The sequence below is a fragment of the Rhodobacter sp. JA431 genome (genome assembly GCF_900217725.1).
GTDB lineage: Bacteria > Pseudomonadota > Alphaproteobacteria > Rhodobacterales > Rhodobacteraceae > Rhodobacter > Rhodobacter aestuarii.
Genome location: NZ_OBMP01000008.1, coordinates 155,114 through 163,099 on the forward strand (window position 1 = coordinate 155,114; position 7,986 = coordinate 163,099).

Consider the following 7,986-nt stretch of genomic DNA (forward strand, 5'->3'; position numbering starts at 1 on the left):
ATCAGCTTCCCAGGGCGGTGGCCGGGTCCACCTTCATCGCGGCGCGTACGCCCAGTGCGCTTGCGGCGAGACAGACGATCACGATGATGCCCGCAAGCACCACGACATTGAAGGGCTCCAGCACCACCCGTCGGGGAAAGTCGTCCTTGACCAGCAGGATCAGGCCCACACCGATGCCCCAACCCGCGGCCCCCAGGATCAGGGCTTGCTGCACGATGAGACCGATGATGGTCCGGTCCGGCGCACCGATCAGTTTCAGCGTGGCAATCTGTTTCAGTTTCTCCATGGTCATCGTGTAGATGATGAGCGCGATCACCACGGCGCTGACGGTCAGCAAAATCCCGAGGAAAAGCCCTATCTGCCGCCTTGCCTTGTCCACGACGGACACCAGAAGCACCTTTTCCTGGTCGGCTTGGGTGAGAGCGCCGAGATGTTTCCATTCGCGGATCGTGGCCGTCAGCAGATCGACGTCGGCGTTCGGGGTGGTGCGGACGAGGATCGCGGCGACGGAGGCGGACTTCACGGGCTGGCCGCCCCGGGCCGCCTGGACGCGCATCGCTGCAGGGGCAAGCTCGGTCTGCAGATCGAGGGCATCGGTGAGAGTAACATAGACCGCAGGATCACCGCCGGAGTTCATTGCGCCCTCGACCAGCCCGACCACGGAATACCGCGTACGGCCCAGCCGGATCGTATCGCCGGGAACAAGGCCTGTCTTGCGGTCGGCCACGAGTTCGAAATGGCTGGCGCCGATGCCCCGGCCTGCGACGATCCGGTCCGGCCCGCCGGGGTGCCCCGTCTCGTATCCGATCACGTAAAGGCGCAGGGGTTCTCCAGCATGCGCAGTCTCAACCGTCTGGTAGGCAATGGCGCCGGCCTCTGCGACCCCGGGCATCCGGGCAACCGCATCCCGTGTGTCCGCGGGAATGCTGGATGCTTCGGCAAAGGGCCCTCTCGTGCCGGATTCGACCACCCAGAGATCGGCACGGGGCGCCTTCACGGCCGCCAGCGCATCGGCCACTAGGCCGTTATAGATGCCGATCATGGCCAGCACGACGGTCATCAGGAGGCCCAGGCCGAAACAGGTCAGCACGAAACGGAAGAGACCATGCCGGATATCTTTCAGGGCGAGCGTCATGGGGCCTCCACGATCCGGGCACGGCCACCGGCGACAAGCGTGCTGGCCGGGCGCGCCACGATGCGGACGCCGTTTGGCACCGCGCTGGTGACCTCGACCCGGCCCTTATCGTCGCGGGCACCGAAGGTCATCTCCAAGGTGTCGAAGCGTCCCTCGCGGACGACCCATACCGTGCCGCGATGCCCGTCGAAGCCGGCAATCGCCAGTTCTGGCACCATCAGGGCGCGGTCCCGGGTGCCGGTCAGGATACGAACCTCGGCCTGTTCGCCCAGATACATGGTCTCGGGGCAGTCCGTACAGCTCAGCCAGACCCGCCGTTCTTCGTTAGCGCGGTCGCTTTCGAGGCCGATCCGGGCAACCCTGCCGTGAAACGTGGCCTGGGGCATGGAGCGCAAGCGGATCGTGCCCGGCTGATCTAGGGCGATCTGCCCGGCCCGTTCTTCGTCCACATAGGCCTGGATCCAGACAGAGGCGGGGTCGAACAGGGTGAAGATCGGATCGCCGGCCTTGACCACTTCGCCGGGTTCGGCGTGCCGGGTCGCAATCACCGCGTCGTAGGGGGCGTGCAGGCGATACTGTGCAAGGAGCGTCTCCTCCAGCGCCAGCGCGGCCTCCGTATCCGCGCCCTGCGCCGCAATCACCGCGAGATCGGCCCGGGCGACATCGAGCTCGGCCCGCGCCACGTCTTCATCCCGCTGGGCTTCCTCGGCGCGCTGGATCGACGTGACATCCTTGCGGGCGAGATCCTTCTGGCGGTGATTGGCGGCGCGGCGCTGGTCCAGAACGGCCTGCGCCCGGGCGATCGTGGCTTCGGCCCTGACCCGGCTTGCCCGGTTCGCCGCGACGGCGGCGCTGGCCCGGGCCACGCGGGCCGCCTGTTCCGCATGCTGCAAAGCGGCCAGTTCCCGGCCCTGCTCGACGCGGTCGCCCGCATCGGCAGTCAGGGATACCACGCTCGCGCCGACCTCGAACCCCACCTGGCTGAGCACGCGGGCCTCCACGGTTCCAAGGCCATAGAGCCGCAGCGGCACATCGCGCTCAGGGGACACCACGGTCACCGGGAGCGATCTCGCGTTAAGCGCGAGGATACCGCCCCCGATAAGGATGGCCATTACGAGGCCATAGGCCCACACCTTGCGCATCGTCAGTTCTCCCTCCTGTCGAGAAGCCGGAGTTGAACGGCGAGCAGTCGGCACCCCTCGCCTTCAAGATCGAAATCGCGCGCCCCGAGGACCCAGCGGATGGCCATGCCCTGCACAAGCGAGGTCAGCAGCATCGCCGCATCTCCCGGGACCACGTCCTCGCGAAGCCAGCCCGTCTCCTGGCCCTGGCGGACAGCCTCGGCCAGATGGGTGTGATAGGCAGCCAGGCGATCCTTGAAGGCGGTCCGCAACTCCGCGTTCTCGACGTTCAACTCACGGGAAAAGAGCAGCATGGGCAGAGCAGGGGTGGCCGCGATCTGCCGAAGCTGGGCCGCGACCAGGGCCCGGACACGTCCCTCGGGGGTGGGATTGTCTTCAAGGGCGTCCACCCAGGCTCGGGTCAGAAGTTCGGATACATGCTCGGCAACGGCCTGCCACAGGGCCGCCTTGGTCGGGAAATGGCGAAACAGCGCACCATGGCTGACCCCGACCTCCGCAGCCACGGCTGCGGTCGTGACGCGATCCGGTCCGATCCGATCGGCCAGATCAAGCAGGACATCGATGATCTCCGCCCGGCGCAGGTTGGATGGTTTCCGCATGCCCCACCATAATAAGTATGCACTCACTTACATGTATGTCGCTTGAGTTCCGGGGTCAAGGCCGTTCCCCTTCGCATCTGTTATGGCGTGCATCCCTGTTCGGCGATGGTGTCATGTTCGCCCGATTCCAGCATTCGCTTCCATTGGAAGGCGCGCGTCAGCGCCTTGACCAGCGTGCTGTCGGCGCGTCGCGGCTGCGCGGCGCCATCCCCTGGATGAGCGGGCGTGATCAACGTGACTGCGCGGGTGCAGCGAACGGCAGGTCCGACGGGCCGCACAGCAGCGGAGCGAGGCGTGGGTCAATGGCCGGTATGGGCCGTCGTTGCCTCAGCTATCTGAGCGCATGCCCGAGAGCAGCCCCTCTAAATATAGTATTTGAATGGTTGCGGTCCGCCCTCCCGCGCCGAACCCATCACAAGGATGTCGCCGACCATCTTCGCGAAGCGAACCGTTACCGGTAGCCCGTCGTTGAAGTTACACGAGTTGTAGTTAATCTTTGTCAGTCCCATGATGTCAGCAAGAACCGTCCGCATCTCTGGTTGACGATGCTTTGAGCGCAAGATCGTCACCATAAGCGGGTTGGGTGTTTCAGGCCCGATATACGTATCCAGCTGTGGGACGTAGCCGCTCGTCCAAAGGTAGGCGTTCTTCTCGTCTAAGTTTAGGCCCGTTCCCCTGATCACAGGGTAGTCGCCAGCACGGAAGAGCTTTGCGTCACCACCCGTTGACTTGATCCGAACGCCGACGACATTCGTCCCCTTCGGCGCCGCGCGACAGAAGGCATTCCACTCCTCGTCGTTGAATGACGCCTGCCCATGGATGAAGAGCTCCTTGGGCGGTTCGGAATGCAGCTCCCGATACGCTTCGATCACAGTCCCTAGAAGCTCTTCCGCGGCGTGAGCGTTTAGATGGTACTCGTACTCGCCTGTCTTCCAAGGGCCATTCGCGCCGCGGAACACCACACCATCGCCCTCACTCAGAAACATCTGCGCCGCGCAGCAGACGTGGTTGTCGCGGTTGTTCGGGAGGTTTTTGTAGACCATCCCGATGTAGCATACCCCTTCGCGCACGTTCGACAGCCTCCAGGGCGGTCGGTCCTGAGTCTTGTAGTAAAGCCCCGTCGCGATGTTCCACGCCACCGTCGCCGGGTCTTGGGTGGTTCGCTTGGGATAGCCCGCACAGTTGGTGAACGCTGTCGGCTCGAGGGTCGACTCGCGCAGGATCTGAGATGGCGCGATCGAGAGCAAGGTCGCCTTAATGTGCCTACGGAAGTCGGGAATGTCGTCAAACACGTCCTCGATGCGCGGATCAAACCGTTCGTCCATGAAAAGGAACGACTGGGCTGACCTTGCGCGCTGCTTCTTGGGCGTTTTCCCGGCGACGAGGGTCAAACCGGTCCGCCTCGATTCCGGACGGCATCGCTCGTACACTATCTCGGGCACGACGAATATCCATATGTCGATCGATCCTTCTTCGTTGCGCCTGAATTTGTGGACGCGCTCAGTGTAGATACGGGCGACCGCATCGACGGCCTCGTGCATGTTCTGCACTCTCGTCGCGCGCTCGATGGCGTCGAACTCGACCGTCAGGGCCCTGAGCCGATCTGGATCGAACGTAACGCCGAATGTCTCTTCGAGCCCGGCGAAGTCCGCGAGATGAAGACGCTCCTTCTTCTCCGTCGGCCCGGGAGGCGGCACCGGTATCCCCGAAAGCAGCCGTCGGCTCCAAGAGCGGAAGTGGCTGATCCCATCCGACGTTCCGACAACCCCAATTCGAACCTCTCTAGGCGTCCGTGGGCCGTCATGCGGTCCATAGAGAAACAGGCCATCCTTTGGGTGGTGGCTCCTCTGGTCATGGCGGAAGTCGAGTTCTGGCTCGTCCAAGTGATCTACGATCAAGCTTGCCTCGGGAAACCTCATTTACCGTCTCCTTCGGGCTCGGCATCTTCGCCGTCAGCCGCGGGCCGCCCGAGCGTGCTTTCGTCCTGCTCCTCAGCATCTGGGTCGGCCACGTCAGGAAGAGCTGTACTAACCGGCGACGTGAAGAGAAGGGGCTCAGAGGAAAGAAGCATGTCTTGGCCCGGAGCAAGCGAAACCCGAATGTAGGCTGAGTCGCCCGACATGATCTGAAGGAATGCCAGAAGCCGCCCATGCCATTGCTTGTTGCGCCAACCCTTGCAGACCGATCTGCGAAGGCGGTGCATCTTCTTCGGGTCATCTATGCGTTCGCCCTGCTCCGTATCGTTGTCCTCCGCGAAGAGGACGCGCGCCTTCAGGCGGAAGTGCCAGAAAGGCCAGTTCCGAGGAATCGCTGTTACACCATATGACCAGACATGCTTTCGGGCGATGTTGCGCAGCATCGACGACCTGCGCTCGCCTTGCCGGCCCCAAGGTACCCGTTCACCAATCCCAACTTGAGTCGGGGACACATGGAAACCATCGCCGTTGGAATACGCGTAGGCGACCATTCCGATCTTCCTGCAGTGCCGTTCCCATCCATCGCGCAGCAGGCCCGTGAGCATGTTCGACAAATCACGCCCCGCGACACCGATCTCGGGCATTCCGTTATCCACCGCATCCACAACCGGCACAGATGTCCGCAGGCGCAACTTCGCCACTCCTCCGAAGCTTTCCTCAACATCTGGCGGCGCTGCGAAAGTAATCACGCCTCGCTCATAAGCGACGGCGGGAAACGACAGCCCTTGCACCCGTCTCTTGAGGACGCCGGTTTGGACCGCTCCCTTCGCCTCGTAAAAGTGTAGTTCATCGGGCATTTCCAAGATCTGAATCCAATTCGAGACCAAGGATTCTGGCTCGCGCACCAGCGGAACAGCACCACGCTTTCGGAAGCTGTCCCATTGGGCTGCGACAGCGATGCTCTCACGACGGCACGTCACTTGTTGGCGGCGCAGTGTCTCGAGAAGCTTCGAAAGCCCTTCCGCCCAGCCGCTCGTGAAATCGGCAGGCGTCGCATCGCGGAGACCATCAATCTTGGCCCCCTCCTCGATCCGTAGCGGGATTATCAAGCGAGCGTCACCAAGACTTGCGGCAAGCGTCTTCGCCCTGTCGATTAGATCCATAGCGTCTTCGTTGGCGCGAGTGGCCGCGCCCGACACCGCCAGCACCTTCACAGCGCGGTGCTCCAGCGCCACTCCAATCTCCTTGTGCCATCTGTCTCCAGGCTCGAGGGTCAGGATCTCGGAAAAAACGCGATACCCGTGCGCTTCGAGCTTTGGGCCGAGCCATAAAATGAACTGATCGTGGTCGGGGCGTGCTCCGACGAGGAACAGAGTATCCCTTTGCGCTTCCGCCTCCGACTCCACCTTGCTGCCGCCCCCTGGCTTTGGAAGCAAAGCTTGAAGGACCGAAGGTGGCGGCAAGCGGCCTTCGCGCTCATCCAGCGTTTCATTCAGCATCCGCTTCAGCGTACGCCCGCTCGCGGGGGTCCATAACTTGGGATGAGCTTCTTCGATGTCAGGATGAGCGCGTAGCAGCGCCTCAAGATCCTCGCGCCCGAAGATGTTTCCCGGAGATCGGATGGCGGGGCCGCAAATCTCTACGAGGTCCTGCTTTCGTTGTGGCGTCATCGCTACAGACGTCGACAGGATGTAGCGATCGGGCGCCAACTGATCGATCTTCGCCCGCTCCTTCGACATTTCACGCTTCAAAGCTGAGATAGCAGATTTCTCGTATCTCTTAGCTTGTAGGATCGTTAGGCCTTGCGCCTCCGGCGCGTGACGTCCATCTATCCCACCATCGGCTCCTTCGCCGAATTGCTCGAAGCGGATGCCAAGAGCACGACCGATCAGGTCGGCTGAAAGCGCCTCGAACTCAGAGGGCGATAAGGCAGAGAAGTCGGTATGCATAACTTCTATATATCGACATTCAGCCCGGTTTGCACTCAAGATTTACTACACAGACATGCTAACTTAATATCCCAACAGTGAATCTAGGGTACCTGTTGGATACGATCGCATGACCGGTCCTCAACCATCCGACGGCAAGAACAACCGATATCCATACGTTTTGTCACCGGGCGGAAACAGCCGCTTTTTACTTAGCGGGCTTCGTCACAGCAAACTTTGGCGCAGCCGCAGCGAAAACTCACTTCGTCCCGCGTCGCTGGCACCGACCAGTCGAAATTGCTGCGTGCGGCACGAATGACCGGTCTGGGGAATGCCGCAGGGCGGCACAGCGCCCTGTCAAATGGCGGCAGAGGGGCAGGTTGCAGATTGGCGGCTTTCGGACATGTAAATCGGAAGAGCTGTCCATTCTGGCACAGGATTAATGACCATCGGCTGCGCTGCAGTCGGTGGTTTCTTTTTATATCAATGGCTTGCGTATTTGGCTGTTTTGCAGCGTTCGATGCATCGTCGTTGCGCCCCGCCTTGGTGGGCGCCGTTGACGGCTAGCCCTGCTTTCGGCATCCCTCAGGGCCAATCCGGCCGGGTTCTTTCCAACTTCCCCCTCATGCAGAGCCTCTGCGCGAGGGCCTGGCGCGCTGCGCCTGAAAGGACCTCCATGACGAAGATCAAGTTCATCAATGCCCGCTTCGCCGATCCAAACGAGGACGAACTCGCCATCAAGCGTCGCTTCGAATGGCACCTGCGTACGCTCCGTGCGCTTCGGAACGCCGACCTCGACCAAGGGGCAGAGCTACGGCTTAACCGAGGGGCTTCTGCCGCTGCTGGAGCGGTCTTCCGCTGCGGTCTGGAAATGCCCCTATTATCAGGTTGGCTTCGACATGTCCTGGATCAGTTGGATCCTGACCTCGAACAGCTTTAGGCCGCTTCCGGCTCCGTTCCTGAGCCGGCTAGAGATCTTGCATCTTACCGCTCCCACCAAGAGTGACCTCATTTCCTTCGCGGAACGAGAGGGGGCGCGGCGTGGCCTACAATCGGCTGATCGCTGCAGACCGGATCGGTCCCGGCATCCAACTCGCGCATTGCTGGGCCCATGCGCGCCGCAAACTGATCGAGAGCAGCCGCACCGGACCCGCGCCTATTGCCGAAGAAGGTGTGACCCTCATCCGCGATCTCTACGCCATTGAGGCCGAGATCCGCGGCGGCGATCCCGCAACGCGATTGGCTGCCCGACAAGACCGCTCCGCC

At 62.2% G+C, this 7,986-nt stretch carries 7 protein-coding genes and 1 pseudogene; 2 read left to right on the forward strand and 6 right to left on the reverse strand.

Annotated features, from left to right (window positions below; translation table 11 throughout):
• Position 1 precedes the first annotated feature (1 nt).
• The 6 genes from CRO18_RS15445 to CRO18_RS15465 form a co-directional block, all read right to left on the reverse strand.
• Positions 2-1,135, reverse strand: coding sequence for an FtsX-like permease family protein (locus CRO18_RS15445; protein WP_076367638.1), 1,134 nt, complete (start codon positions 1,133-1,135; stop codon positions 2-4).
• Positions 1,132-2,277: an efflux RND transporter periplasmic adaptor subunit gene (locus tag CRO18_RS15450; protein ID WP_076367636.1), complete on the reverse strand. Its 1,146-nt coding sequence runs from the start codon at positions 2,275-2,277 to the stop codon at positions 1,132-1,134. Before CRO18_RS15450 ends, CRO18_RS15445 begins: the two co-directional genes overlap by 4 nt.
• Positions 2,278-2,279: 2 nt before the next feature.
• Positions 2,280-2,876: a TetR/AcrR family transcriptional regulator gene (locus CRO18_RS15455; protein WP_076367634.1), complete on the reverse strand. Its 597-nt coding sequence runs from the start codon at positions 2,874-2,876 to the stop codon at positions 2,280-2,282.
• Positions 2,877-2,956: 80 nt separating this feature from the next.
• A complete protein-coding gene (locus CRO18_RS18905) occupies positions 2,957-3,109 on the reverse strand; it encodes a hypothetical protein (protein ID WP_170952697.1) in 153 nt (50 codons plus the stop codon).
• Between the two features lie 129 nt (positions 3,110-3,238).
• On the reverse strand, positions 3,239-4,795 hold the full coding sequence (locus CRO18_RS15460; protein ID WP_097082795.1) for a hypothetical protein: 1,557 nt from the start codon (positions 4,793-4,795) through the stop codon (positions 3,239-3,241).
• On the reverse strand, positions 4,792-6,741 hold the full coding sequence (locus tag CRO18_RS15465; RefSeq protein WP_097082796.1) for a TIR domain-containing protein: 1,950 nt from the start codon (positions 6,739-6,741) through the stop codon (positions 4,792-4,794). Before CRO18_RS15465 ends, CRO18_RS15460 begins: the two co-directional genes overlap by 4 nt.
• A gap of 655 nt (positions 6,742-7,396) precedes the next feature.
• On the opposite strand from CRO18_RS15465, the gene CRO18_RS18665 reads away from it, so the two are divergent.
• Positions 7,397-7,660, forward strand: a complete 264-nt coding sequence (locus tag CRO18_RS18665) for a hypothetical protein (RefSeq protein WP_143128659.1) — start codon at positions 7,397-7,399, stop codon at positions 7,658-7,660.
• A gap of 107 nt (positions 7,661-7,767) precedes the next feature.
• A pseudogene (locus CRO18_RS15475) lies at positions 7,768-7,986 on the forward strand (transposase); the annotation flags it as partial.